Raw genomic sequence first — 24667 nt, 5'->3', positions numbered from 1 at the left:
TGAAGAATCGGAGCGAGCCATGTCGTTACCGCCCAATTGTCTGACAATGTCAATTGAGTCCGGGCTGTATGCCGGTTCGTCACATGCCTTCGTGCCTGGGCGTTACACGATCGGCAGCTCGATGGATGCCGACATCGTGCTGATGGATGCGGATGTCGAGCCTCTTCATGCCATGATCGATACCTCCGGAGCTGAGCTTCAGGTCGAGGCGTTGGCGGGCAGGATTTCGGTCGGCCCGCAGAAGTATCTTGCAGCCGGCGCACGACAGGCGGTTGCAACGCCTTTGCGAATGAACATTGGCGCCGCGCAGTTGCATTTCAGCCGCGCCGACGATCCGGCCCCGCCATCGCGCGGCGGCCTGTTCGGCGTTTCAATGTCTCGGTCGCGCTTGTTGATGGGGATGGGACTGGTCAGCATCGTCTTGATCGCATTGATGATGCATTCGCTGGCGGACGCGCCGATTTCGCAGACGGCCGGAGCGATTCACGCGGATCTGCGGCAGACTTGGCGCGCTTCAGCCGCGAACCCGACTGACGTCCCGGTGACCGGGATCGTCAGGCAGGCGGTGCAGCGCGAGCGCGAAGGTGGCCTTAGCATTCCCGATCCCGGATCCGACGCGGTCAAGGCTGCGGCCGATGCCATGCGGGCGGAAGTCGAGCGCATGGGCATCCTGAATGTTCTGGTCGAGCCTGGGGTCGGAATCGTCGCCGCGACCGGGACCATCGATCCGAAGGCCGCGGCGCAATGGCAGACCGTCCAAAGATGGTTCGACGAGCGCTTTGAAGGCGACATCACGCTTGTGAACGGCGTCAGCGTCAGGGCGGAAAAGGTGCCGCTGTCGTTGTCCATCGAAGGCGTGTGGCGCGGAGCCCATCCCCACCTTCTCATCAGAGGTCAGAAATACCTCGAGGGCGCCATGCTCGATGGCGGATGGGCGATCGAGCGCATCGAGGCCGAGAAAGTCCTGCTGCGGCGCGAGGGGAAGCTTGTCGCAGTTCGTTACTGATGCGTTCACCTTGACCGGAGCGGGGTGCGGACGATGCCGAAGCTGACCAGCCTGCCGCCCGGCGTGCGCCTCGACGCCGCGATCGAACGAACGCTCGCCACACCGGGCCTTGACGGCGTCACCCGCAGGCATCTGGACGAGGCGCAAACCATCATTTCGCGGGCCGATCGGCCCGACGCCGCTTCGGGCTTTGCAGGCCGAAATCTGGTCGACGCGCTGATGACATTCGTGATGCCGCGGCTGCGCAATCCGCACGTCCTGCAGGCAGAGCGCCATCGCGCGCTGCTCGAGCAATTGCAGTCGGACTTGGCCGGCAGCGCGGACGAGCGACTCGTTCGCGAGGGGGTGTTGACCATCCGGCGCGAACTCAAGCGGCTATCGCAATTGCGCCAGAACAGCAACAGCCTGGTCGAAGGTTAGTGTGCCATGCGTGGCGTGATGCGGAAGTCCGACCCGTCCGACGATCCGCAGCAGCATCGTTCAGGCGCGATGGTCGGCTCCGATCAGCGCGATCTGCTCTGCGCGCTCGCTTATGTCTACGTGGCCTGCGGACAGTGCCGCCGCGCGCTCGCGCTGCTGCGCCTCGTCGTGCGGGCGCGGCCCGACGATGTCGAAGCAATCAGGATGATGGCGTACGCGCACCTCGCGAACAAGGACGGGGCGGCCGCGCTTGCCGCGATCGATCGCCTGGACGATCTGGATACCAATCCGGCATCGGAGGCACCGCTTCTGTTGCTGCGAAGCCATGCGCTGCGGCTCGAGGGGCACTTGGCCGACGCACGCCGGCGGTTTGATCAGTTTGTGGTTGCCCGGTCGCATGGAGGGCGCGAATGATGGAACGACTGAAGACGCTGGTTGCCCGGGCGCCCGGCAGTCCGGATCTGATGATCGCGCTGGTGCTCGTGCTCACCGTCGCGATGATGATCCTTCCCATGCCATTGCTGCTGGTCGACCTGCTGATCGGCTTCAATCTCGGATTTGCAGTTCTGTTGCTGATGGTGTCGCTCTATGTGTTGAGCCCGCTCGAATTCTCTACATTGCCGGGTATCATATTGCTGTCGACGGTCTTCCGGCTGGCACTCACCATCAGCACGACCCGCCTCATTCTCACCCAGGCCAACGCAGGCGACATCGTCCGGACATTCGGCGAATTTGTCATCGCCGGCAGCGTTCTGGTCGGCCTGGTGGTCTTCCTCATCATCACGGTGGTGCAGTTCATCGTCATCGCGAAGGGTGCGGAGCGCGTCGCCGAGGTGGGTGCGCGCTTCATTCTCGATGCGCTGCCGGGCAAGCAGATGGCGATCGACGCCGAATTGCGAAACGGCGACATCGATCAGGTCGAGGCAAGGCGCCGGCGCGGTCGCCTCGAGCAGGAAAGCCAGCTCTACGGGGCGATGGACGGCGCCATGAAGTTCGTCAAGGGCGACGCCATCGCCGGGTTGGTCGTCATTGTCGTGAACCTGATCGGCGGTATCGCGGTCGGCACGTTAAGCCGCGGCATGCCATTGGTGCAGGCTGTGCGCGAGTACACGCTGCTGACGATCGGCGATGCGCTGATTTCGCAGATTCCGGCCTTGATGCTTTCGATTACCGCGGCGACGGTCGTCACGCGGGTAACCGGCGACAGCAGGCTAGACCTTGGACGCGATATCGCCGGCCAGCTATCCGCAGATCGGCGCGCGCTGCGGCTGGCCGCGATCGTCCTGCTTGCCATGGGCTTGATCCCCGGCTTTCCGACAGCGGTATTCCTGGTGCTTGCACTCGCGTTCGGCGCAGGAAGTCTGGTCGCAGGAACGAGATCGAATGCGGGCGACGAGGATGGGGGGATCGCCAAGGAAGACATGGCGAGAGCAGGCGACGCGCGCGCGAACGCCCCGTCGCGCGCGCGAGAGATGCGCCAGGCGGCGCCTGCAGAAGCGCCGCCGGTCATCGTTCTGCTGGCGGACCATCTGCGTTCCACCGCAGAGATGCAGAATCTGCGATCGAAGCTTGATGCATCGCGTGCCAGTTTGGCCGATACGCTGGGCATTCTGATACCGGAGGTTGGCGTCGTTTTCGATTCGACGCTTGGCACGTCACGATTTCGGATCGAGGTGGAAGGCGTACCGGTAGAGGAGGGTTACGTTGATCCGCAGCGGCTACTGCTGTGTGACGATCCCGTGAATTTGGAACTCGCCGGAATCTCGGCGCACACCGATGGCGATGCCAGATCGTCCGATCAGGTCTGGATCGATGCAGCACACGAGAGTTCGCTGTCGGCGGCCGGCATCGGCTACCGCGACTGCACGGATGTCATTGCTGCCCGTGCGCAAGAGGTGCTCGCGCGCAATGCTGCACGATTTATCGGCATTCAGGAAACCAGGGCGCTGCTCACGCGGCTGGAAGGCCGGTATGGTGAACTTGTGAAAGAAGTGACGCGTACCATCCCGGTGCAGAGGATAGCCGATGTGCTGCGGCGCCTGGTCGATGAGGGCGTCTCGGTTCGCAATCCCCGGCTGGTTCTTGAAGCGCTCGCCGAATGGGGCGAAAAGGAGCCGAATGTCGTGCTTCTGACCGAGTACGTCCGCGCCGCACTGAAGCGGCAAATCTGTCATAAACATGCGAACGCCCACAGGATTGTGCCTGCCTACATGATCGAGCGTGCGGCAGAAGACACGATCCGCAGCGCAGTCCGCGATACCGCGGTCGGTCCCTATCTCGTTCTGGAGGACAAGGTTTCGGAAGGGCTCTTGCAACGGGTTCGCCGCATCGGAGCAAATGCGCATTCGGATCGCAATCGGCCGGTGATTTTGACGTCGATGGACATCCGCCGCTTTGTGCGTGGCTTCCTCGTGCGCAACGGTCTGGACATTCCCGTTCTTTCGTATCAAGAGTTGGCAAGCGACTTTACCATTCAACCGGTCGGTACGATTGGACTCGCCGGGAGCTTTGGCTCCGATACGGCTCCGCGATCTGGATCGTTTCCACAGGGTGTCGTACCGGCCGTCGGATGACCGCACGGCTGGATAGCCGTGAGGTGCGTGTTGAGTCAGGGTCCGCGGCCGTCGGGATCGTGCGTAGGATCGAAGTGGTTGCGCTCGCTCGCGCTACCGTTGCTTGCCCTTGGCGTCAGCGCCTGCGCCGGAGCCGGAGCACAACTCGGCACCGTCGCCGGATCATCCGAGCCTCCGGCGAGCAGCGCCAACCTCGACACCGCGGCGCTGACGCGGCTGGCCCAGGCCGCCGAGAGCAGCGGAAACGCGCTAAACGCAGCAAATATCTATCGGCGGATCGCGGAACGTCAGCCGTCCGCAGCGCAGCCCAAGATCGATCTCGGGCGCGCGCTCATGCGCAACGGCGACTTCGACGGAGCAGAGGCCGCGTTTCGCGAGGCGCTTGCGGTAGCGCCCGGCAATGTCGATGGTGAGGTTGGCCTCGCGCAGGTCATGCTCGGGCGACAGCAGCATGCAGAAGCCCTCGTAGCGTTCGGCGCCATCCTCGAACGGCATCCGCAAAACGTCAAAGCGCTCAATGGCGCCGGAATAGCACTCGATGCAGTCGGTCGGCATCAGGAGGCGCAGCGCCACTATGACCGCGCTCTTGCAGTTGCGCCCGACGATCGCGCGGCGCGCAACAACCTCGCGCTCTCGAAGACGCTGGGAACCGCCAACGTTCGATAGCACGTCCGGCCCTGTGGCGTCAGCTTCGCATCAGCTTTGAACGCTAGGTTGGCAGCGACTGCCACGCTCGCCGATGCATGCATGATGCCGTCGAGGCCGGCCGTGGCGAAAGTTGATCGACGCTCCGCATGTCAACGGAGGCAACATGTCGCCACGAGCCAGTGCTGTCGCTGCCGAGCGACGCGACACTCCACGGAACGAAAACCGATCGGAAGCGCCGGATACGGGGTTTCAGGACGCTATCGACGCGGCACGGGCATCAGAGCAAGCGGCGAGATCGCCCGTCAATGCGGGCGATACCTCAGTCCGGAGCGCCAACGATAATTCGGTCGATATCGCGGCGACGGCGACGCAGGAAGTCTCGCCGCAGCGCCGGCAACAAGTTTCAGATTGGGTCGAGCGGCGGTCGGACCCCAGCGGAGGTTTCCTCGGTATCGGTCAGACTTCGACGACCGAGAAGGTCATCGGCGCGCTGCGTGGACAGTCTGAGCTCGGAGAACTCGACCAGCAACAGCAGCTGTTATTGATGGATCGGATGCTCGATCGCTGGACCGCGGGCCGCGGCGAGGGGTCGGGCGGCGTCGCCCGTCTTGCGCGATCGCTGGGCGACGCGCCTGAACTACGCGCCGTCGTCGCCGAGCGCACGGCGCTGGAGGCGGCCGAGCTTGCGCGCGATCCCGCGATCGCCGCTGCGCAATCCGGCGAGCAGTGGCAACGCCGGATGACGGCTGCCTCCTATGCCGTCACCGCCATCACGGCCGTATCAGGTCCGGCGGGAAGCGCGCCCGCAAATCTCGAGCCGCTACGGAATATGCTGACCGCGCTGCGGCCCGAAGACGCGGCGGGCTTTGCCCGTGCGCTCTCAACTGATGCGTCGGCGGCTTTCGCCGGACAGACGACCGCATCGATGCGCGAGCGCGCATTGTCGGCGCTCAATCAGAGACCCCATTCGGAAGCTGCGAGTGCGTTCGTGCAGAACGCATTCGCCGGAACATCGGCGATCGACTACAGCACCGTGCCGACGCTGCGCCAGACGATGGCGCATGCGCTCGCACGCGAATGGCATCCCGATGATTCTGCGCAGCAGCGCGCGGAGGCCGAACGGCTTGGCGGCATCCTCGAAACCCGGCAGGGACGAGAACTGCTGGGCTCGCAGGGCGCGGACAAGGCGCCGCTTGCGGCGCGCATAGATGCGCTTGCGACCATTCGCATGAATCCGGCGATCACCGCCGATACGCTGCGGCAAGCGGACGATCCCTGGACCAATCGTGCGATTGTCGAGCCGCAGGCACAGGCGGCCGCCCAACGCTTTCTGTCCGCGCGGGGCGACGCGCCGCAGCATCTGCGCGGAACGGATCTGGACAATACCATCGGCTTTGCGATGGGCATGCCGCCGGCGCTGCCACCCGGCACAAGCTTTGCGCAAGTTCAGGCGGCCGTCTCGCGTGGCGAACTCTCACTCTATGGCAGCGGCGAACACGCTGCGGCGGTTCGCGCCATCACCGACCAAATTCGCGCAGTGGCGGGCGGCGACGCCGCGCAGGTGACGGTTCTGCCGGTTGCCCATTCGGGCGCGAACACCGGCCCGGTCCAGCTACCGCTCTTTCGCGTCACCGGCGCCGATGGGTGCGAGCACTTCGTCGATAATATCGGGCGCGCGTACGACAACTTCGATGACTGGCGGGAAAACAATCAGCTTCCGCCGGGGTCGATGACCTATCCATCCGGCGGACATCTGACCACCCGTCCTGACGGAGCCGTCGCGCTCGAGCACGGCAACACGCCGAAGACAGTCGATACTTTCGGCGAGCACTTTACCCAGGCGCTCGACAAGGCTGCGCTGGTTGGCGGTATCGTCGCCGGCGGCGTTCTGATCGTCGGCACCGGGGGTCTCGCAACGCCGGTCGTGATCGGAGCCGGAGCGGTCGCCGTTGGCGCCGGCGCGTGGGGTGCATACCGCAGCGGCAGTGAACTTGCAGACCGTGCCGATCATGGTCAGTCGATCGATCCCTTCAGCGACGAAACCGCGCGCGGGCTGTGGCTGAATGTCGGGGCGAGTGCGTTGTCGATCGGCGCATTTGGCAGCGCCGCCCGGCTCGCCCAGCTCGGGCGTGCCGGCCGCGCGATCGCGCCGGTCGAAGCATCGATCCATGGCTACGTGCAGGCAGGCGCGGCAATTGTCGATACGGCGGCAATCGCCAACGAGAGCATCTATCTGTCGCGCCACTGGACAGAGATGTCGGGCGAACAGCGCGCGCAATCGCTGTTGTCCATGGGGTTCTGGGCCGCCGGCACCGGCGCTGCGATGCGCGCCGGCGGCTTACGGCCGGGCGACATGTTCAACCCCATTGCCGTGCGCGACGGGCTCTTGCGCAACTTCGCGCCGCAAGTCATCCCCGACGGCTCGTTGCAGGGTAACGCGGTTCGGATTGACTACGATCCGGCGACGGGCGCAGTCCGGGGTATCAGGCATGGTCCGCAGGCAACAGCGGCCGATATCGACCTGCATGTCGCGACCGCACAAAATATGCAGCGAAGCCTCACGCTCGAGGGCCAGATCCGAAGCTTCTTTGCCGCGCATGGCGAGCCCCAAGCCGGCACGGTCGGCTGGGCAGCGCGGATCGATATCAGCAAGGTCCGCGAGCGAATCGAGATGCGATCGCGCGAATTGGCCGACCCAGGCCTCACCGCGCAGCGGCGGGCCGACATCGTCAGGGAGAATGCGCTCGATCAGCAGCACCTGGATCAATTGGCCGAAGATGTCGGCTCGTTCGTGCGCGACCCGTCCCGCGCGGCGATCGAAGCCCGAAACACACGCGGCCAGCCCGGTGAGCGCGCGCGCATCGTGCTCGAACCGGGGAACAAGGCCGACGGCTGGAACCAGGCACTGAACGGCGAACTGGCGCCCAACACCGATTACGTCGTGGGACGCTATACCTATACGACGGATGAGACCGGCCGCGTTGTGGAAGCCAGGGGACGGGTCTACCTGAACCGCCACGACCGCAATACGCACCAGCAGGGCAGGGCCGCGGAGGTCGGCGGAATCAAGGACGCCATCGAGGGCGATCAGGGCGGACACCTGTTCGCGGCGATGTTCGACGGCCCCGGCGAGCAGATCAATTATCACCCGATGACGCGTGAGTTGAACGGGAGCGGCGGCGACTGGTATAACATGGAGCAGGAGTGGCGGACCGCGCTTCAGCAGAACAGGACGGTCGATGCGCGAATCCGTGCCGAATTCGATGGCGATTCGAGACGGCCGGTGGCGTTTCGGGTGACGTTCTGGATCGACGGCAAGAAGCATACGCGCTTCTTCGAGAATACGACCGAGTAGGCTGCGCGACGCCGACGGGGAGCAGATGCATGGCTGAATTGAATACCGTCGAGGAAATCTACGATTTCGTGGCGAACGCGCTCGTGGCCGCGGTCGACGAACCGTGGCAGGAAATCCGGCTTGAGACCGAGATCTGGAAGACGTCGACCGGATTTACCGGAGACTATACGCGCGACCCCGCGGAGCGAGGCGTTGCCGATTTGGATGTCGATCGTCTCGATTACGCGGTCGCCAAAGCCATCAAGAAGCTGCAGACGATCATGACCTCGAGCGCGCACGAGCCTTGGAACAAGGCGACGTTTCGGGTGACGCCGGACGGCGAATTCTTCGCGAACTTCGTCTACGACGCCGACCTCTCGGCGCGCCTGGATGCGGCGGCCGCACGCGCACGCCAGCAATGACCACTTGAGTCCTTCGCAGTGGCGGGACCACAAGGACATTGGCGTTCGCGGATCGCAATCATCCTTTCAAGACGATCAATCGGGTTGTGACGGAAGTCTCGTCGGCGCGAGATTTCATAGCGATTCTATTGACGACTGGCGACGCCGCAAAATCCGCATCCCCGTCAGGTTCTCGAAAGCTTGCATGCCTATCGTACGACCATGAGCCGGCGTGCGGTACGCTAGCGGTGCCCACGCCTTCAAGGTTCATCGATCAAAATTGACCCAAGCCGGCACGGAACGAGCGCCGTTGCAGGCCGGGTAGGAACATAGTTCGGTCGTTTCTGCGACTGACCAATCACGGGATGCGAAGGAGCAAGCAGCATGATTTCAGATGTCGCACAGCGCATAATGGGCAATGCCGATCGCCTCGGGCAACTTGCAGGCGGCGGCGTACAGCAGAACGAGCAGCAGGACGTGGCGTCGATCTTCGCGAATATCCTGAAAAGCGCAGGCCAGTCCGGCGATCAATGGAGCGACGGCGAACGTGTCAGGTTGATCACGGGAGCGCTGAACTTCGTTTCGGCCGGCCAGGATCCGAATGCGCAGGGTTCGGCGCTTCAGTCCTTCTCCGGGCTCGTGCGCCAGCTTGCCAGCGATGATGTTCTGGGTCGTGGCGGGCGTCGGCCAGGTGGCCAGTGCGGCTGCAACGGCAGCGGTGGGACCGAGCCGACTGAGCCGACCACACCTCCGAGCTCCGGCGGCTCGTCCTGCGGCGGGTCGGGCGAACCGTTCAAGGTCAACGGCAACACGGTCGACACCGGCCGCTACTGCATCACCGCCAGCACTGAACACAAGGGCCAGTTGGAAGTCACCGACAAGCAGACCGGCAAGAAGTTCAAGGTCTGGGGCGACCCTCATATCGAGACCGGCGACGGTGACAAGACCGACTTCCATCGCAAGCCCGCGACCTTCGAACTTCCCGACGGCACCAAGATCACGATCGATCCGACCAATGGCGAAGGCAAGACCTACATCGAAAAGGTCGCCATTACGCGTGGCGATCAGGCTGCCGAAATGACCGGCTTCCAAGGCAATCTGAAGACCGAGCTGAAGTCCGGACAAGGGCAGGCGCTCGATCAGCAGTATGAAGACGGCACCGTCATGAAGACGAAGAACGGCGAGATCGATGATCTTGTGCTGCCGAACGGCCAGGAAATCACCGGAAACAATATCAAGGATATTGACGGTTATGCAGGAACTGGGCCGACCCAGGGTACTGGTGGTACCGACGATCAGATCATGCAGAATCTCAACGGTGTGATCGACGGGCTGAACCTCTCGCCGCAGGAGAAGGACGCGCTCAAGACAGTGGTGTCGCTGCTCGGTCGCGTGATGAACGGCGCCGGCAGCGTTGGCGGTGGCCAGCAGCCTCAGCCCGTTGCGGCTCCGCGGGCCAGTGAGGGCGGTGACGTTGCTCCGGCCCATCAGCAGGACGGAGCCAGCGGGGGTCCGTTCGATCAGATCCTGAGCACGCTCTCGTCGCTGGTCGATCGCCTCAACCTGCCGCAGAACGAAAAGGATGCCCTGAAGACGGTCGTGTCACTGCTCGGACGCCTGCTCGGCGGAGCGGACGGTGGACAGCAGGACCTTTCACAGGCGGCCTGATTTCCGCCTGACTAACGTGAAGTGTTTGGCCCTGACGGTCGGTTCCGTCAGGGCCAACGCCGTTTCTCTCAATGCCGCTCAGGGGAGCGTGATGGTGCTGAAGCGCTCGGTGCGTATGTGTCTTGATGTGTGCCTTGCGCTGGCGCTGATTACGTCCGCGACGGCGGAGCCATTGCGCGATGCAAGCACCGGGCTGGCGATCGATCCTCCCGAGGGTTACATCGCCCGGGCGCTGGGTCCGACGCCGACCTTTGTGGTGCGGTTCGAGGTCAAGAAGCCATCCGACAGCGATACGGGTTGTCAGGTTGCGTTCACGCCGCTGCCGCAGAACGCCGAGCTCAAGCAAAGCGACATCAACGACATCGTCGAAGGGCAGCGCTGGCTCGATCTTGCGCGGGCAACCATTGCCATCAACTACGATGTGTCCGCGACCGAGCATTTCAACGTCAACGGAATTGGCGGCGTCGCGATGATCGGCGAATTCAAGTCGCGGCCGGGCCTGCCCGCGCGGGCGCAGGACGTTCGAACTCTCTTCATGCTGATCGAGACGCCGAAGGGGCGAACCACCACGGTCTGCGTCGGCGAGAAGCAGAATTTCAGCACGCGCCGTGCGGAGTTTGAACTGGTGGCGCGCTCGGTCTCGGCGCCGCGCTGACGCGAGCATCTTCCCACGTCAGCTTGTCATCAGCTTCGTCGGCCAGAAATTCTGCTGACCGATCGGCGTCGGCCGTATGTCTATCCCGTGCGGCGCAAATCACCGAATTGAAGCCGTAAGGCGTCGCGCGGATCAAGGACGCGCATGCGGGCAGATGCCGCCATTTCTGATGCCTAATCTTGTTGAGGACCGGAGCTGAATCGATGTCTGGTGCAAGCCCTGCGCGGAGTGTCACGGAGAAGCAGCGAACGGCTCCCGAGCAAGCTGCCGCGGACGATCGAAGGACGTCCCGGGCAAATGCTAACCAGGTGCAGCCGGGCGTCGCCCGGAACGAGCGCGGCGCTGCTACCGGGCAAACTGATCCGGAGTTCGATGCCGCCCTGCAGAAAACACAGCGCGAGCGCAGCCGCATCGACGGAAATCCGCAAGCTGTGCGCGGAAACGAGATCCCGCACGATGTAAAGCCCGGCGACACACTTTACGGGATTTCGCGGGAATACCGCGCGCCGTTCTCCGATGTTCTGAGGGCCAACAAGCAGTTTCGCGATCCCGACGTCATCAAGCCCGGCGATGTCGCGTTCGTGCCGAACGCCGATCCGCGCGTCGTGCGCGCGCGAGAGCAGGTCGGCGGTGCCCATCGCGCGGAAGAAAACGTAGCGTCGCTGGAACGATTGGCGCGCGATCCAAACTCCACGCCGTCAGCACGCAAACTCGCGAGCATCGAATTGGAGGGTGCGCGCGGCGAGGTGTCGAAGCGCTGGGGCGACATTCAGCGTTCCGTGGAAAACGAGCTGCGCGAAGCAGGGCACAACGCGGCGCTTCCGGACGTGGCGACGGGTCCCGCGCTGGATGAAATCCGCGGTCGGGTTCCCGACGATCCGAAGTATCAGGAGACGGTGGAGAATGCGCGGGCGGCGGTCGACAGGGAATGGCGTCAGGCCGGGACGACCCAGGCCGAGCTGAACGGGTTGGTAAGCGACGCGCAGGCGGCCGACCGTTCGCTCGCGTCGCTCGAAGCTATGGCGCATGATCCGAATGCGACGGCGGGCGATCGACGGCTTGCCAACGCGGAGCTGCAGGAGGCGCGAAACGCCGCAGGCACGGCGTGGGGCAACGTGAGAACGGCGGTCGAGGGGCAACTGCGGCTGATCGGGACCGGAAAGCCTTATCCCGAGGAAGCCGTCCTCCCGCAGATCGGCGAGCTCAGGCGAAGTCTTCCCAACGATCCCAAGGTCGGGGTTACGATTGACACCGCCTATCGCAACGTGACCGACGAATGGCGTCGCCAAGGCTGGACGCGCGACACGCTCGGCACCGTCGTCGACAAGTATGGCGCGGTGGCGCAGGCGCAACGCGACGTCGATGCGGCGCGCAACGCCAGCCCTGCCGAGCAGGCGCGGCTGGCCGGCCTTGAGCAGAATCTCGAAACGCAGCGGACGGCACTGCGCGAGGAAATCGAGCGGCAGCTCGACAGCGTGGCCGGGCGGGTGCCGCCTGAGCAGCGTGAGATGGCAATCGGTGCGCGCGCGGCCTTAATGCAGCAGCACGGACCGGACGACGCCGGGTTCAACGAGATCGTCGATCAGGCGACGTATAACAAGACCGTCCAGCCCGGTGTCGACGCCGTGCGCAACGCCTACCGAATGGGCGACGCCAAGGCCGCGGCCGAGGCGCTGCGTCAGCAGACGGAAAACGTCTCACCGGAGACGGCGGAGCGGATCGTCGCGGCAAGTCTGCCGACGATCGACAGCATTGCCGCCGACATGAAGCGCAGCCTCACCGAAGGCGGGCCGATCGAATATCAGGACGTCGCCGGCGTCTACAAGAATATCGCGACCGCGACGGACTACGCCGCACGCGGCAATGATGGTGCAGAGGTGACGAGGCAGGTCGCCGACATCATGGTGCGGCACCTGCCAAGCGAGAAATTCCAGCCGCACGCACAGAACAGCCCGGCTTATCCGCTGCCCGCCTACCAGGAAGCCGTGATGCAATCGGTTAGCGACGGCACCGGTGCGACGCTGGCGCTGGAGATGGCGACGCAACTCAAGGACACTGGCCGGACCGGCGAGGCCGACAGCCTGCTTAGCGCAACCCGGGTCGGGGTCGAGGTCCTGCATGGCAGGATCAAGGATGATGTAAAGGCGTTCGGCGATGCGACTGCCGAGGTGAGCCGCCTGCGCGCCGACTGGTCGGGCACGATGTCGCCAGAGCAGCTCGATCGCGCCACCATCGAATACGTCGCCAACCGGCCGGATCTGCTGCCGAACTTCGATCGCGCATACAACGCGGTCGATGGGTTGGGTTATAGCGCGGTGCGCACCAGCATGGCGCTGAACAATGCGTTGCCGCGGCTGCAGAGCCTGCCGACGACGGAGCGGCTGACCGAGACGCGTAACGAGTTCGTCGGCAGCAAGGAAGTGCAGTTCGCGATGGGACTGAGCGACAAGGGCAGCAACGAGGTGTTGCGCATTGTGCTCGGCCAGGAGGCGGGGACGTTGTCGCCGTCAGCGACGCCGAATTCATCGGTCAGCAGCACGCGCGGTTTTGTCAAGGAACTCGGCAACGCATTGATGACGTCGCAGCCGTCCTCTTCAAGCGCGGTCGTCGATCTCGGCGCCGGCACAACCGCCGCCATTCCCTCGGCGGGAGCGACCGCCTCGAACACCGTCCGCGATATTTTCGGAACCGGCCAGGACGTCAAGCTCGATCCGAAGAAGGCGTCCGCTTTTCTTGGCAGCATGAACGGCCTCGGCGCTGCCTTCAACGGCTATCAGGCGGCGCTGGCATGGGACAAGTTCGCAAAGGATCCAGGCCATCTGCTCAACATGACCAAGGCGGTCTACTACTCGATCGGCACGGGCAAAGAAACGGCCGAACTGCTTGCCGTCGGCGCGCAGCGCGGCTGGCTCGGTCTGGGCGCCATGCCGGGCGCCGAGCGTCTTTCGACATCCATTCTCGCAAAAGCGAACCGCACCGGGCTTGCGCTCGAACCGGGCTGGGTCAAGTTCAGCACCTACTTCAAGATAGGAGGCGGATTGATCGACAGTGCATTCGCCGTCGATGCGGCCGCCCGCGGCGACTGGATTGCCTCGGGCCTCTATACGACGAGCGCCGGCGGCGGCTTCCTGATGGCGGCCGGCTCGGTCGCCTCGAGCGGAGGCTGGGTGGCAACGTGGGGCGGTCCGGTGGGCGCGGGCCTGGTGCTCGCCTCCGCAATCGGTCTCTATTTCTATAACGACGCAAAGGACAAGGCTCGATTCGAGGGGCCGAGCCGCGAATTCCTCGAGGCGGCCGGCTATCGCCCGGAGATCGCCGCGGCGCTGTCCGACTACAGCAACAATGATGGCGGCAGTGCCGGGCCCGCACTTGCGGCGACCGCCAACCAGTTCGGCGTGACGCCCGAGCAGTTGATGGAGCGGCTCAATCGCATGGATCCCGACAAGGTGCGCGATCTCGTCGATCAGGCACACACAGTCGATCAGGATGATTCGGGGCGCTTCCCGCTTACGGCATCCAACGATCGCAACGTGTGGGCACCTCCTGGCAAAGATCCGGAGTTCGGCGGAAGCTACCTTTATGACCCGCAGGATCACCGTTTTCGCGGTGAGTATCGTGCCGTGCCGGGAAGCTGGTACCCGGCACGAATCGAAGATCCCAATCCACGAAGCATGACGGCTCTCCGCGACTATGCACGAGTGCTGTTCGGCGAGGCAATTCTCGGCTGAGCACGTTTCGATATGTGAGCCACGCCTCGCTGCTTGCGGGCCTGCGCAACAACCACCGCACCCTTAACTGTAGTCATAGCCTCGTCAGGTCGATGTCAGGTCTGCGCGCTATCCAATGTGTAGGAAGCGGTGGCCGCAACCATCAGGGTGCTTCAGCGGCGAACCTTGTTAGCAACTGGCGGATTGGACAATGGCGAAGGTCATCGACAGGCCACTCGCCGCCCGCTCACAGCGGCCGGCCAAGAAAGAGGAAAGCAGCAGCGACGCTCAGGCGTGGTCTGAGAGCTTGCAACGCGCGAGCCGGCCTGACGCCGCCCCTCGTGACGCCTCCCGCGCCGACCGTGCGTCGGCGGTCCAAGACGGACGGGCAGGGCCCAATGCCGCCGCCAACGACAACGTCATCGACCACCGCGTCAAGGAAGGCGAGTCGCTCTGGAGCATTTCGCGCCAGTACGACCGTCCCTATCCGGACGTGGTCAAGGCCAATCCACAGTTCCGCGATCCCGACCGGATTCATCCAGGCGAGACCGTGCATGTGCCGCTGGGCTCGCCGCCGCAGCCGAGTGCTCCGCCTCCCACCGGCACGCCGAGCGTGCCGCCTCCCACCGGAACGCCAAGTGCACCGTCCCCGACCGCCGCACCGAATGCTACGCCTCCAACAGGAACGCCGGCTGCACAGCCCGCGTCCGGTCCGACCGTGCCGTGCGGCATCGACGCGAGCGCCGGCGCAGCCTGTGCAGCAAATGCAATCACGCCCTGCGGCTTCGATGTGGGTATCGGCACGGCCTGCGGAGCGAACGCATCGCCCTGCGTGGGCAAGCTCAGCGAAGGCACGGTGTGCGGAGCAAAGGGAACCGGCTGCGCCGCCGTTGCAGGAGTGGGCACGGTTTGCGCCGCTGACATCGGTGCGTGTGGCGCCGCCGCGGGCGCGGGTGCCGGGTGCGTCGCCAAGGCAAGTGCCTGTGCGGCGAACGCCAGGGCCGGGGCGGTCTGCGCCGTCAACTATGCGACCTGCGGCGCCAAGTTTACGGAAGGAAAGGCCTGCGGCGTCGACGGAAGCTATTGTGGCTCGAAGTACAGCGGGCCGAAGCTCTGTGGGGTCGACGGCAATCTCGCCTGCGGCGCCAAGGGTAGCGCCGGCGCATGCGGGACGGATGGGAACGTCTGCGGGACCGATGGCACTATCCAGGCCTGCGCCGCAGACGGAGATGTCTGCGGAACCAACGTCGGGGCGGACGCTTGCGGCGTCGACGGCAACGCTTGCGCCGCGGACGGCACCATCGAAGCCTGTGTGGCTGATGGCAACGCCTGCGGCGTCGACGGAGGCGCGGAGGCCTGCGTAGCGGACGGCAACGTCTGCGGCGCGGATGCCACGGTCGAAGCGTGCGGGGCCGACGGCAATGTGTGCGGCGCCGATGCAGGCGCTGAAGCCTGTGCGGCGGACAGCAACGCTTGCGGTGCCGACGCGTCCGTCGAAGCTTGCGCCGCTGACGCCGCTGCCTGCGCGGCCGATGCGGTTGCGGAGGCCTGCGCGGCCGATGCCGATGCGTGCGCCGCTAATGCGTCGGCGGATGCCTGCGCGGCCGATGCCGACGCTTGCGCGGCCAACGCTTCGCTCGATGCCTGTGCGGCCGATGCAGATGCCTGCGCCGCCAAAGCGGGTGCCGATGCCTGCGGCGTCGATACCGGTGTCTGTGCCGCCAATCTCGGTGGCGTCTGCGGCGTCGACGCGCCGGTGCTTGATCCAATTTCGTTCTGCGCGGTGAACGTCATCCCGGTGCTACCATCATGCTGATGGTCGACATGCGCAACCACACCGCGCGCATCACCATGCGCGAGATCGCGGCGGCGGGCCGCCGCTACGTGTCGAATCCGATCGCGCTCGCGAGCTTCATGTCAGGCGTGCGGCTCACGCCGGAGGTGCTGCTGGAGGGCGCGTGGCGTAGCCCGGCCGGAGCGGCGGGAAACTTCGCGTTCTTCCGCCATCTGATGCTCGGATTGCTACCACAGCTCTACGACGTTCGCCATCTGGAGACGCTGGGCGGCCGCTTCGCTGTGCGTGTCACCGGAATCGGCCGCCATGGAGATTTCACCATTATGGCCGTCAACCGGCGGGTGGTCTCGCTGACCGGGCTGCCGCTCGACGAGGCCTCCGGCACTGCCATCGCCGATGCCTCGATCCGGGCCGACGCGTTCCTCGCCTTGTGGAACGACATGCTTGCCAACCTGGCGGAAACAACACTGGCGCAGATCGCGGCGGCACGATCCGCCCCGTCGCAGACGCGCTAACCAGCACGGGACCGAGCTATGCCAGATTTCGAATGCCAGGTTTCCCAGGACGGCGAGCCGCAGGCCGCCGAGATCGCATTGCTGGCGCAAAACTCCGCGCGAGCCGATGCGCTGGAGGCGGCGGCCCGGCAGACGCTGGCGACCGTTCATGGCCGCCAGCGGGAGCCGGGCGCGAGCCGCTACAAAGTCTCGCGCTACGACATTCCGGTCAGGCTTGCCGATGGCGCCGCGCTGCTTTTCAATTCGCGGACACGGTCGCTCATCCTGCTGTCCGATGGCGAGGCCGGGATCTATCGCGGGTTGGCCGAACGACCGGCGTTTTCAGGCAGCGAGGTGAACGACCGCCTGTTGCTCGAAGCGCTCGTCGGCGGCGGCCACGTGGTCGGCGCGATGGTCGACGAGCTTGCCGTCGTGCGCGACAGTTACGAAGCGACACGGAGCGCTAAAGGCAGCCTCACGCTTACGATCGCGCCGACCATGGCCTGCAACTTTGCCTGCGGATATTGTTTCCAGGGCCTGAACAAGCCGACGACGAAGATGAAGCCCGACGTGCAGAATGCCATCGTCGATTTCGTCAAGGCAAAGAAGGATCTCAAATCGCTGAGTGTCGTCTGGTACGGCGGCGAGCCCCTGATGGGCAAGGATTCGATCTTTCGCCTGTCAGACCTGCTGATCTCCTATTGCGACAAGCACAAAATCGCCTACAGCGCCGGAATCGTCTCCAACGCCTGGTTCCTGAACGGCGAAATGGCCGCCCAGCTCTACACGCGTCGCGTCCGCTGGGTGCAGGTGACCATCGATGGCGATCGCGGAACCCACGACAAGATGCGGCCCCTGACGTCAGGACACGGAACCTTCGACCGCATCCTCGACAATATCGCCGAAGCGTTGGACCAGACTGCAATCTCGATCAATGCGCGCGTCAATGTCGGCCAGACCAATGTCGACAATGTCAATGCGATGCTCGACTGTTTCGTCGAGCGCGATTTCGCCAAGCGCGGTAACTTCAGCGTCTACTTTGCGCCGATTGAGGCTTCAACGCCGGAGAGCGGCAGCGCCTTCGAAGAGCGACTCTCGCGCGCGGAATTCAATCGCAAGGTGCTCGCTCTGGAGGAGCGCGCGCGCCGTCTTGGCTTCGCATCCATCCAGACGCCGTCAAGCGGATTCGCCGGAATGTGCGTAGCGGCCTCGCACGGCGGCTACGTCGTATCGGGCGAGGGAGACGTGCACAAGTGCTGGGAGACGGCGCACGATCCCAGCAAGCGGACGGGCAGCATCTTCGAGCCGGACAAGCTCCACAACAGCGTCAACGCCAGCCTGTGGTCGCAATGGACGCCATTCGACAATCCGGTTTGCGCTTCGTGCAAGATCTTGCCGATGTGCGGCGGCTTCTGTGCACATCGCTTCATCTACAGCAATCCGGCAGAGGCGGCGCTGCCCTGTCCGAGCTGGAAATGGAATACGGCTGAATACATCTTCAGCCGTGCGAAGGATCTCGGCGTGGTCTCGGCCGAGCAATGGGTCCCTGAGGAAGCAACCGTCGAAGCCAGGCAATCCGGCGAGCGTCATTCGCTGGATACGCTGCAGGCCGCCCAGGGGCGCGTGCTGGAAAAGGTGAGCGTGTTGCACGGACGGCAGATCGACAGCGCGATGCTCTTTGCCGGTGAACCGGCGCTGGAGGCTGCGCCTTCGCACCGGCCGACCGGGGCGGATCCGGTGCTGGAGAGCTCAGAGCCGTGAACGCGATTACGCCGGCTGGCACCTTCGATCTGACTGCCGACAGGTTCGACACCTTTGTCGCCAACGCCTTTGCCGCCAGCAGGGCGAGCCGCCACGTGCGCGACCGCCTGATCGCGCAGGTCGACGGGAGTCGCCTCGAACACATGCTCCTGCGCGCACGCAGCGGCGTCATGAGCCTGCCTGATGCAGTCAATCGGAAGGCCGCGCTGAACATCATCGATTTTGCCTTTGAGCCGCTCGTCATGCAGAACATGTCGACGGATCAGGTGACGAGATACCTCGGCGCAGTGGAGCATACGCTCCACGTTGGCGAGGCGCGCGGGCTCGACGGTTTCGGTCCACTCTGGGTCGATACGATCCACCATGTCTGCGTCTTCTCCGTGCTGTTTCGGCTTGCGGCGTTCCTTGGCAAGAACCGGAGGGTCAGCCAGGTGGTCCTGTTGCATCAGGGTCAGCGGCCCGAGCCGCGGCTGCGCATCGTCGCCGACTTGTTGCGCCGGGCGCACGGCATCGCTCTGGTGTTGCTCCCGCTCCAAGGGCACTGGTTTCCGCGCCTCGCGCGCCTCACGACGCCAGACACAGTCATCTACTATCTGACCGATATGCCGCCGGAGGCGTTCGCCCAAGCGGTCAGGAAAGAGCGCGGCCGATCGCGCCTCCTGCTCACCCATGGGCCGCGAGCGGCGCTTCAGGTCGAAACGATCTCCGGCTCGCAGAGCTTTGCCCGTCGGCTCGGAGCGACGCGCATTGTGCTCGACTATCCGTCGACGGATAGCGTGCGCATCCGACCAGCCGGCGTGGACGAGGCCATCACGCCCCTCTGTCCGCTTGAGGACTGGGTATTCTGGCCTCTGCTTGGCGTAACACGACAGCAGGCCGTCGTGCCCGATGATTTCGCACACAGATGAGGGAGAAATCGTCAATCATGCAGCAACAGACGCAAGCCCTCGTCGATGAGTGGGCTCACACATTCAACTCAGGCAAGGTCGCCGATCTGGCCCGCTTCTACACCCCGGACGCCCGGATCGTGCCGCCCGGACGATCGACCGTCGTCGGCGCGGAAGCGATCTGCACATTCTTCGCCGATGTCCGCGCGCAAGGCTTTCGCGACTATGTCGTCGATCTCGGTGACGTGTTCGCGAAGGATGCCTCTCTGGTCGCGTCGGGCCGCTGGGCACTTCGGGGACTCGGCGGCGGCGGTCCTTACAAGGGCAACTGGCTGAACATATTCGCGCGCGAACGCACGGGCTGGCTCATCGCCGTTCATATGTGGAACTGATTTCAGCTCCGATTTGAGAAATGGGGGCAAACCTGCACATCGGGACAGCGGGAGATGCCAAGATGACTTTGGTGCGGTGCGCGGATTGTGGTCGGGAGATCAGCGAACAGGCGACGGCCTGCCCCGAATGCGGCAGGCCTTTTCAGAAACGAAGTTCCGCAGCAGCGGCGAGCGGTGCGTGGGCAGCGCCGTACTATGAATACAAGTCACAGACAATTTTGTTCGGTCTGCCGCTCATCCACGTCATGCTTGGCCCGACGTGGCTTGTCGGCTTCAGACCTGCCTGCGGCATCATTGCGGTGGGCAATATCGCCATCGGCTTCGCCGCATTTGGTGGAGTTGCGATGGGCTTGGTGGCGTTCGGCGGCATCAGCCTCGGCATCGTATGCGTTGGTGGAATGGCGTTGGCGCTGGGACTTGGGGCCGGCGGAATCGCCACGGGATATTGGGCCGTCGGCGGGATTGCGATCGGCGTCTACGCGCTCGGCGGCCTTGGGATTGGCACTCACACGCTGCAGAATGATCCCAATCTGCTCCGCATCCTCACGCCCAGTAGTTCTCGATGACGCGCGATAGGGCGCCAAGGTCTTTGCGATGCAGCCTAGCCGTTTGCACGGTGAGCCGACCTGCTCCCCGACCGAACGGTGAAGGGAGTTGAGTCATTGAGGCTCGATACCTGCTTGCTTGATGATGCGTGACCATTTGGCCGTTTCGGCCCGAAGGAAGGCATCGAGCGCGGCGGGCGTAGCCTGCTCCTGCTCGACCGGCGTCATGCTCAGCTCGGCGAAGCGGTTGACCAGCGGCGGATCTTTGAGCGCGTTTTGCAGGGCAGCGGCCAGCGCGTCCACAATTGGCTTGGGCGTGTTGCGCGGCGCATACATTCCGTACCAGGTGGTGACGTCGAACGCCGGTACGCCAGCCTCTGCCGAGGTCGGCACGTTCGGCAGGGTCGCCGCCCGTTTCTTGCTGGTAATCGCGTAGCCCGGAATGGTACCGGCCTGGATATGGGGCGTCGGCCCGGTTGCAGGATCGCAATAGACGTCGATGTGACCGGCGATGATGTCGTTGAGCGCCGGTCCGCCGCCCTTGTAATAGATCGGAGTGAGCTTTGCGTCGATCGCGTTCATGAACATCAGCCCGCAAAGATGCGAGGCGGAGCCGAGGCCCACATTGCCGTAGGTGACTTTGTCGCCTTGGGCACGCACATAGGCGACAAGTTCCTTCAGGTCCTTTGCTGGAAAATTCGCTCGCGCCACCAGAAGCATCGGAACATCAGTGACGAGACCGATCGGCGCGAAATCGCCAATCGGATCGAACGGCAGCTTGGCATAGAGCGCCGGTGCGGTCGCTTGGCCGACATGCATCAGCAGCAGCGTGTATCCGTCCGGCGCTGCCTTGGCCACGCGATTGGTGCCGAGCGTGCCGCCGGCGCCAACGACGTTCTCGATGACAATCGACTGCTTCAGCGTCGCGCTCATCGATGTTCCAAGCAGCCGCGCGATCACGTCGCCGGGGCCGCCGGCCGAGAACGGAACGACGAGGGTGATCGGCCGGCTCAGGTATTCCTGTGCGAAAGCCGGTGGCGCCTGCAACGACAACATTAACGGCAATAGCAAAATCGTTTTGAAGAACTTCATTGCAATTCCCTATCTGCCGTCCGTCTTTCGAGAAGCGTTGGCCGGGTCCGGCTATTCCTCCGCCACTGCTTTTTCCTTTGGAGCGGATGATTGCTCGATCATGCTGAGCGCGGCCACCGCAGCCGCCTTGACGTGGTCGACGCAACACTGCTCGGCGAGATCCGGATCGCCATTCTGGATCGCGCGCCAGATCGCGGTGACCTCGCGCAAGCTCTTGTTGATACGTTTCGGATGCGACATCGAAGTAATTCGCAGCAGCGTAATGCGGTCGTGCAGCGGTCTGAGCATTCGCTCGATGAAGGCGTTCTGGCAGCCGCCAATCATTGCCGCATAAAAATCCGTCTTGGCTTCCAGGGCGGCGGTCAAGTCGCCCTCGGCGAATGCCGCTTTCAGCCGCGCCAGCGCTTCCCCAATTCTGCGTACCACGTCCGGATCGCGGAGACGGGCGCATTCACGGCCGGCAAATCCTTCGAGCACGGCGCGCGCCGCGTACAACTGCTTTGCTTCCTCGAGACTGATGGTGCTGACCACCGGACCACGGTGAGGAACCGTCTTGACGAGACCATCCGCCTCCAACACCCGGAGCGCCTCGCGGATGGACGGCCGGCTCACGCCCATCATCTCACAAAGCTCCCGTTCGACCAGCCGCTGGCCCGGCTTCAGCCTTCCCGACATGATCGCTCCGCGCAGCTTTTGCGCGACCATCGAGCGAACGGTCGGAACGTCCTCGATTCGAAGCGTGAATTGCAATTCACCGCGTTTGTTCATCGTCTACCGCCCTGGTACCGGCATTGGTTCAATAGCGATTTACGGGCAGAATCATCATCTCTGCAATCGGACATTCGTGCTCATGCGGCGGCCCAGCCTCCATCGATCGGCAGGGTCGCGCCGGTGATGTCCTGTCCAGCCGGGCTGGAGAGGAAAACAACCATCGCTCCGACGCTTTCCATGCCGATGAACCGTCCGCTCGGCTGGCGCGCCGCCAGATAGTCGCGCGTCGTCTCGTCAACGGCCCGGCCTTCGTCGGCTGCAATCGATGCAATCTTTCGCTGGATGGCCGGCGACGGCAGGGTGCCCGGGCTGATCGCGTTGCAGGTGATTCCGCTCGTTGCCGTCTCGATCGCGACGGCCCGGGTCATGCCGAGGATGGCGGTCTTGGTCGTCACGTAGTCGATGCGCTCGGCCACCGCGCGGGTCGAGTAGATCGAGGCCATATTGATGATGCGGCCCCAATTGCGTGCCTTCATCGCAGGTAATGCCAGGCGGATCAGGTGGAACGGCGCCGATAGATTGACGGCCAGCGCTTCGTCCCATCGCTCCGGTGCAAAATCCTCGACCGGCGCGAAATGCCGGACCACCGCGTTGTTCACCAGGATGTCGATTGCGCCCAGCCCGAGCAAATCGGCCATCATGGCTTCGATGGATGCGCGCTGCGACAGGTCCGCGGCAACGCTCGTCACCTCGACATCAAAGCGAGACTGAAGCTGGTCTGCCGTCGCTTTGGGTTCGACGAGATCATGAAGGATGATGTTGGCGCCCGCACCGGCAAGGCTTTCCGCCACGGCAAGTCCCAGTCCTGCCGTCGCGCCGGTCACGAGTGCCCGCTTTCCCTTCAGCATCGCGGTTGCGGCTCCGGTTACTTCTTCTGATCCAGCTCGGCGAAGACTTCCCGCGCATTGCGAAAGGCGTCGACGCCAGCCGGCACGCCGCAATAGATTGCGACCTGCATGAACACTTCGCGTATTTCCTCGCGGGTGGCGCCGTTGGTCAGCGCGCCCCGAACGTGAGTCTTGAGCTCGTGCGGGCGATTGAGCGCGCACAGCTTTGCGAGGTTGAGGAAACTGCGGGTCTTGTGCGAAAGGCCGTCACGCCCCCACACGTAGCCCCAGCAATATTCCGTCGTGAGGTCCTGCATTGGACGATTGAAGTCATCGGCGGTCGCAATGGCTTTGTCGACGAATTCCTCGCCGAGAACGCTTTTGCGAATTTTGAGTCCGCGGTCGTAGGTTGCCTTGTCCATAACGATTTCCTTGCGGGTTTGCCGTTAGCCCTAGTTAGTTCTTGGGCAAGAACGGCTGGGCCAAGGCCAGTTGCGGCGGAAAGACGGTGACGGGTACGCCGGATTGCCACTGCACGATGGTCATGCCGGCGCCGACACGGCGGCCCTTTTCGTCGAACTTGATCTCGCCGAGCGGATAATATTTCGAGGGGCCGCCGTCCATGGAGCGTAACGCGTCGGCGACCGCGACCCGGTCGGCCTTGCCGGCCTTCTCGAGCGCGTCCTTGATGATCCACATGTCGCCGTAGGTGGAGATCGCGTTCTGCGTCATCCATGGTTCCTTGTAGCGGGATTTGAGCTCGGCGATCAACGTCTCGTGCCCCTTGGCGCCCCAGCTAGCGACGCAGGTGAGCACGCCCTGCAGCAGTTCCGGGCTGACGGTCTGCAGCATGTCGGGCTCGGCGATGGCGATGCCGAACGAAATGGTCGGGATCTTACCTTGTCCCAGGCCAAACTCGTTCATCTTCTCGAGTAGCAGTTTTGCGTCGGAAATCACGGTCGGCAGGAAGAAGAGCAGGTCGGGCCTTGCCGCTCGGACCTTTTGAACCAGCGAGGTGGCGTCGGCGAGCGGCGGGGTGAAGGTTTCGTCGACGATCAGTTGCAGCCCGTTTTCGGCGAGCAGACCTTCCCGCATCGACTTCGCCGAGGCGACCGATGCACCGGTGTTGTCGGTGACGATCGCAACCGTCTTGGGCTTCTTGCCGGACGCGGATTCCGCAAGCTTCACGATTTGCGGCAGGGCCTGCTTGGCCTGGGAGCCGGCGGTCGCAGATGTCTGGAAGACGTATTTGAAGCCGCGATCGGTGATCAGATCGGAGTAGGAGAGGGTAAGAACGGGCAGATTGGCGCGCTCCGTCACCTCGGTGACCGCGAGCGTAAACGAACTCAGATAAGCGCCGCTCGCCGCCACCAGATCTGGCTCCTGCGCCACCATGCGCTGCGCCGCGTTCTTCGCCTTTTCTGTAGTGTCGCCGGAATCGAGGACGACCAGCTTGAGCTTGGCGCCGCCGAGCGACTTCACGCCGCCCTGCGTGTTGATGTGATCCACGGCCATCTCGGCCCCATGGCGCATCACGAGTCCAGGCCGGGCATAAAGACCGGAGACCGGCACCAGCAATCCAACTTTCACTTCAGATGGTGCTTGCGCCCACGCACGGGGCGCCATTAGTCCGACCGAGGCGCCGGCAAGCAGCGTTCGTCGCGTAATCTTGCTCATGACAATGACTCCTT

Annotated in this window: 21 protein-coding genes; 16 read left to right on the top strand and 5 right to left on the bottom strand. The window is 64.0% G+C overall.

What is annotated here, in order from left to right; translation table 11 throughout:
• Positions 1-19 precede the first annotated feature (19 nt).
• The 16 genes from YUO_RS43685 (at position 20) to YUO_RS43665 (ending at position 20307) form a co-directional block, all read left to right on the top strand.
• Entirely contained in the window at positions 20-1006 is a 987-nt protein-coding gene (locus YUO_RS43685; protein ID WP_156908542.1) for a SctD/MshK family protein, read from the top strand.
• A 33-nt stretch (positions 1007-1039) separates the two neighbouring features.
• Positions 1040-1426, top strand: a complete 387-nt coding sequence (locus tag YUO_RS43680; RefSeq protein ID WP_051379305.1) for a hypothetical protein — start codon at positions 1040-1042, stop codon at positions 1424-1426.
• Positions 1427-1432: 6 nt separating this feature from the next.
• On the top strand, positions 1433-1840 hold the full coding sequence (sctY, locus tag YUO_RS0107880) for a type III secretion apparatus assembly chaperone SctY (RefSeq protein ID WP_063830278.1): 408 nt from the start codon (positions 1433-1435) through the stop codon (positions 1838-1840).
• Positions 1837-3999 (top strand): type III secretion system export apparatus subunit SctV, encoded by a 2163-nt coding sequence (gene sctV, locus YUO_RS0107875; protein ID WP_028346769.1) that lies wholly within the window; start codon positions 1837-1839, stop codon positions 3997-3999. The genes sctY and sctV overlap by 4 nt, the downstream gene beginning before the upstream one ends.
• Positions 4000-4077: 78 nt before the next feature.
• On the top strand, positions 4078-4665 hold the full coding sequence (locus YUO_RS43675) for a tetratricopeptide repeat protein (protein ID WP_051379304.1): 588 nt from the start codon (positions 4078-4080) through the stop codon (positions 4663-4665).
• 145 nt (positions 4666-4810) lie between these two features.
• The gene (locus YUO_RS43670) at positions 4811-8002 is read left to right on the top strand and encodes a DUF4781 domain-containing protein (RefSeq protein ID WP_051379303.1); all 3192 of its coding nucleotides are present in this window, start codon (positions 4811-4813) and stop codon (positions 8000-8002) included.
• A gap of 29 nt (positions 8003-8031) precedes the next feature.
• Positions 8032-8403 carry an immunity protein YezG family protein gene (locus YUO_RS0107860; RefSeq protein ID WP_028346768.1) on the top strand — a complete coding sequence of 124 codons (372 nt, stop codon included), beginning with the start codon at positions 8032-8034 and terminating at the stop codon, positions 8401-8403.
• A gap of 363 nt (positions 8404-8766) precedes the next feature.
• The gene (locus YUO_RS0107855; protein ID WP_083754516.1) at positions 8767-10050 is read left to right on the top strand and encodes a DUF1521 domain-containing protein; all 1284 of its coding nucleotides are present in this window, start codon (positions 8767-8769) and stop codon (positions 10048-10050) included.
• The gene (locus YUO_RS0107850; protein WP_156908541.1) at positions 10019-10705 is read left to right on the top strand and encodes a hypothetical protein; all 687 of its coding nucleotides are present in this window, start codon (positions 10019-10021) and stop codon (positions 10703-10705) included. The genes YUO_RS0107855 and YUO_RS0107850 overlap by 32 nt, the downstream gene beginning before the upstream one ends.
• A gap of 203 nt (positions 10706-10908) precedes the next feature.
• Positions 10909-14433, top strand: coding sequence for a LysM peptidoglycan-binding domain-containing protein (locus YUO_RS0107845; protein ID WP_083754515.1), 3525 nt, complete (start codon positions 10909-10911; stop codon positions 14431-14433).
• Positions 14434-14623: 190 nt separating this feature from the next.
• Positions 14624-16228, top strand: coding sequence for a LysM peptidoglycan-binding domain-containing protein (locus YUO_RS0107840; protein WP_028346764.1), 1605 nt, complete (start codon positions 14624-14626; stop codon positions 16226-16228).
• A complete protein-coding gene (locus tag YUO_RS0107835) occupies positions 16222-16722 on the top strand; it encodes a THUMP domain-containing protein (protein ID WP_028346763.1) in 501 nt (166 codons plus the stop codon). Before YUO_RS0107840 ends, YUO_RS0107835 begins: the two co-directional genes overlap by 7 nt.
• Positions 16723-16740: 18 nt before the next feature.
• The gene (locus YUO_RS0107830) at positions 16741-18462 is read left to right on the top strand and encodes a radical SAM/SPASM domain-containing protein (RefSeq protein WP_028346762.1); all 1722 of its coding nucleotides are present in this window, start codon (positions 16741-16743) and stop codon (positions 18460-18462) included.
• A gap of 95 nt (positions 18463-18557) precedes the next feature.
• Positions 18558-19370 (top strand): hypothetical protein, encoded by an 813-nt coding sequence (locus tag YUO_RS0107825; protein WP_156908540.1) that lies wholly within the window; start codon positions 18558-18560, stop codon positions 19368-19370.
• A gap of 17 nt (positions 19371-19387) precedes the next feature.
• Positions 19388-19741: a YybH family protein gene (locus YUO_RS0107820; RefSeq protein WP_028346760.1), complete on the top strand. Its 354-nt coding sequence runs from the start codon at positions 19388-19390 to the stop codon at positions 19739-19741.
• A gap of 62 nt (positions 19742-19803) precedes the next feature.
• Positions 19804-20307: a zinc-ribbon domain-containing protein gene (locus tag YUO_RS43665; protein ID WP_156908539.1), complete on the top strand. Its 504-nt coding sequence runs from the start codon at positions 19804-19806 to the stop codon at positions 20305-20307.
• Between the two features lie 93 nt (positions 20308-20400).
• On the opposite strand, the gene YUO_RS0107810 is transcribed toward YUO_RS43665, so the two are convergent.
• The 5 genes from YUO_RS0107810 to YUO_RS0107790 form a co-directional block, all read right to left on the bottom strand.
• Entirely contained in the window at positions 20401-21378 is a 978-nt protein-coding gene (locus YUO_RS0107810; RefSeq protein ID WP_028346759.1) for a tripartite tricarboxylate transporter substrate-binding protein, read from the bottom strand.
• A 51-nt stretch (positions 21379-21429) separates the two neighbouring features.
• Positions 21430-22146: a GntR family transcriptional regulator gene (locus tag YUO_RS0107805; RefSeq protein ID WP_028346758.1), complete on the bottom strand. Its 717-nt coding sequence runs from the start codon at positions 22144-22146 to the stop codon at positions 21430-21432.
• Positions 22147-22226: 80 nt separating this feature from the next.
• Complete coding sequence (locus YUO_RS0107800; RefSeq protein ID WP_235782656.1) at positions 22227-22997, bottom strand: SDR family oxidoreductase; 771 nt, start codon at positions 22995-22997, stop codon at positions 22227-22229.
• A gap of 17 nt (positions 22998-23014) precedes the next feature.
• The gene (locus YUO_RS0107795; protein ID WP_028346756.1) at positions 23015-23398 is read right to left on the bottom strand and encodes a carboxymuconolactone decarboxylase family protein; all 384 of its coding nucleotides are present in this window, start codon (positions 23396-23398) and stop codon (positions 23015-23017) included.
• Positions 23399-23432: 34 nt separating this feature from the next.
• Positions 23433-24653, bottom strand: a complete 1221-nt coding sequence (locus YUO_RS0107790; RefSeq protein ID WP_028346755.1) for an ABC transporter substrate-binding protein — start codon at positions 24651-24653, stop codon at positions 23433-23435.
• Positions 24654-24667: the final 14 nt, after the last annotated feature.

This window comes from Bradyrhizobium murdochi (genome assembly GCF_000472965.1).
GTDB lineage: Bacteria > Pseudomonadota > Alphaproteobacteria > Rhizobiales > Xanthobacteraceae > Bradyrhizobium > Bradyrhizobium murdochi.
The sequence above is the reverse complement of the archived record's forward strand: the minus strand, read 5'-3'. Positions and strand labels throughout refer to the sequence as shown.

What these genes read in the sequence shown, in the direction of transcription:
- YUO_RS43680 (WP_051379305.1), top strand. Translation starts at nt 1,040, where the DNA reads ATGCCGAAGCTGACCAGCCTGCCGCCCGGCGTGCGCCTCGACGCCGCG.
- YUO_RS0107845 (WP_083754515.1), top strand. Translation starts at nt 10,909, where the DNA reads ATGTCTGGTGCAAGCCCTGCGCGGAGTGTCACGGAGAAGCAGCGAACG.
- YUO_RS0107835 (WP_028346763.1), top strand. Translation starts at nt 16,222, where the DNA reads ATGCTGATGGTCGACATGCGCAACCACACCGCGCGCATCACCATGCGC.
- YUO_RS0107805 (WP_028346758.1), bottom strand. Translation starts at nt 22,146, where the DNA reads ATGAACAAACGCGGTGAATTGCAATTCACGCTTCGAATCGAGGACGTT.
- YUO_RS0107855 (WP_083754516.1), top strand. Translation starts at nt 8,767, where the DNA reads ATGATTTCAGATGTCGCACAGCGCATAATGGGCAATGCCGATCGCCTC.
- YUO_RS0107795 (WP_028346756.1), bottom strand. Translation starts at nt 23,398, where the DNA reads ATGGACAAGGCAACCTACGACCGCGGACTCAAAATTCGCAAAAGCGTT.
- YUO_RS0107810 (WP_028346759.1), bottom strand. Translation starts at nt 21,378, where the DNA reads ATGAAGTTCTTCAAAACGATTTTGCTATTGCCGTTAATGTTGTCGTTG.
- sctV (WP_028346769.1), top strand. Translation starts at nt 1,837, where the DNA reads ATGATGGAACGACTGAAGACGCTGGTTGCCCGGGCGCCCGGCAGTCCG.
- YUO_RS0107790 (WP_028346755.1), bottom strand. Translation starts at nt 24,653, where the DNA reads ATGAGCAAGATTACGCGACGAACGCTGCTTGCCGGCGCCTCGGTCGGA.
- YUO_RS0107860 (WP_028346768.1), top strand. Translation starts at nt 8,032, where the DNA reads ATGGCTGAATTGAATACCGTCGAGGAAATCTACGATTTCGTGGCGAAC.
- YUO_RS43665 (WP_156908539.1), top strand. Translation starts at nt 19,804, where the DNA reads ATGACTTTGGTGCGGTGCGCGGATTGTGGTCGGGAGATCAGCGAACAG.
- YUO_RS0107820 (WP_028346760.1), top strand. Translation starts at nt 19,388, where the DNA reads ATGCAGCAACAGACGCAAGCCCTCGTCGATGAGTGGGCTCACACATTC.
- YUO_RS0107840 (WP_028346764.1), top strand. Translation starts at nt 14,624, where the DNA reads ATGGCGAAGGTCATCGACAGGCCACTCGCCGCCCGCTCACAGCGGCCG.
- YUO_RS43670 (WP_051379303.1), top strand. Translation starts at nt 4,811, where the DNA reads ATGTCGCCACGAGCCAGTGCTGTCGCTGCCGAGCGACGCGACACTCCA.
- YUO_RS43685 (WP_156908542.1), top strand. Translation starts at nt 20, where the DNA reads ATGTCGTTACCGCCCAATTGTCTGACAATGTCAATTGAGTCCGGGCTG.
- YUO_RS0107830 (WP_028346762.1), top strand. Translation starts at nt 16,741, where the DNA reads ATGCCAGATTTCGAATGCCAGGTTTCCCAGGACGGCGAGCCGCAGGCC.
- YUO_RS0107800 (WP_235782656.1), bottom strand. Translation starts at nt 22,997, where the DNA reads ATGCTGAAGGGAAAGCGGGCACTCGTGACCGGCGCGACGGCAGGACTG.
- sctY (WP_063830278.1), top strand. Translation starts at nt 1,433, where the DNA reads ATGCGTGGCGTGATGCGGAAGTCCGACCCGTCCGACGATCCGCAGCAG.